The organism is Moorena sp. SIO3I6 (genome assembly GCF_010672095.1).
This window is the reverse complement of record NZ_JAAHHU010001408.1, coordinates 1-1,317: the sequence shown is the minus strand read 5'-3', so window position 1 is coordinate 1,317 and position 1,317 is coordinate 1. Positions and strand designations below refer to the sequence as shown.

Genomic DNA, 1,317 nt, shown 5'->3' with positions numbered 1-1,317 from the left:
TACCGAACAATCTCCGCTGGCTGAACCGTCCGTATCTGCTTGGATGATTGGTGATACAGAAGCCGATATTCTCGCAGGACAAGCCCTCTCAATTCCCACCATAGCTCTTACCTGTGGCATTCGTTCTCAATCATATCTCAAGCGGTTTGAACCCACTCATATCTGTAGCGACCTACTTTGTGCCACCTCTTATCTATTAGAACTCTCTAGAGCTGTTGGCTCTACCGAACTTGCTCTGTAAAAGCGATGCAGTGGCTCTACGGGCGTTTCCTTCACTCGCGCTTTGGATCAAGACACTGTTATAAGCGCGGTTTTATCGATACTAGGTGCGGTAGAGCGATAACCTTCAACCTTTAACCTTTAACCTTTAACCTTCAACCTTCAACCTTCAACCTTTAACCTTCAACCTTCAACCTTCAACCTTCAACCTTCAACCTTCATAAAGCATTAGGATTCCTCCATTGAATTGCACCACTGCCACCATCGATTGAGTGGATAGTAGACGACTGGTGCCCAAAGACTACTGAGAATTGCAGAACAGATGGCAATACGCTGATGGTCTGTCCAGATTTGTGCTAATTGGCGAGAGCCTTGAAAACTATGCTGAATAGCAGTCACTGTTTCCCCAACAATCGCCATGCCAAACACAATTAAAGCTACTGAAATAAAATCTTCCTGAATATACCGTTGCTTTTGAATCAGAGCAGTCAAGATCCCCACGATGGCAAGACTATAGACATGGGTAGGCTCAGGGAATGTCATACCATCTTGGACTAACCCCAATACCAACCCTGCGAATGCTCCTTGAAAGGCTGTGCGTTTAATGCTCCAGGCCACAACCCAAATCAACAGCCAGTTGGGAGCGATTCCCAGTAATTCCATTCCAGGTAAACGTGTCAGTAATAAGATTGAGCAGAAGATAACTGAAATAACAGTCACTGCCCAATTGATTGTTCGACGAACCCAAATAGAAAACTGAGACGTGTTGGTCATTGTTGATTAGACCTCTTGCAAAAGTTTTTCCTGGTATAATCACTAGTCTGGGAATTTCCGAGTTAGCGATCGCTTTTGACTAACAAACGTGCTTTGTACTTTGTTTTTGTATAAGCCTAGTACACAATCTACGTAATTTTTCCCAAAACTATTATTATAACTCAAAATATTTTTGCAAGAGGTCTATTAGTCATGGCTTATTGTTCATTAGTCATAAATCATGGGTGATTGGGATGAATAATCACCCACTCCAGATAACTCATGGGGGCTGTCAGCTCAATAATCGCCTCTGGCGCTGGACTTTTGTCAAGAATAACAGACTCT

At 43.3% G+C, this 1,317-nt stretch carries 2 protein-coding genes; one reads left to right on the top strand and one right to left on the bottom strand.

The genetic code is table 11. From position 1 onward, the window contains the following. A partial coding sequence (locus tag F6K49_RS49770; RefSeq protein ID WP_293110206.1) for an HAD hydrolase-like protein occupies positions 1-241 on the top strand: 241 nt, incomplete at its 5' end. A 206-nt stretch (positions 242-447) separates the two neighbouring features. Here F6K49_RS49770 and mreD read toward each other — a convergent pair. Continuing rightward, positions 448-993 (bottom strand): rod shape-determining protein MreD, encoded by a 546-nt coding sequence (mreD, locus tag F6K49_RS49765; protein ID WP_075900055.1) that lies wholly within the window; start codon positions 991-993, stop codon positions 448-450. Positions 994-1,317 lie beyond the last annotated feature (324 nt).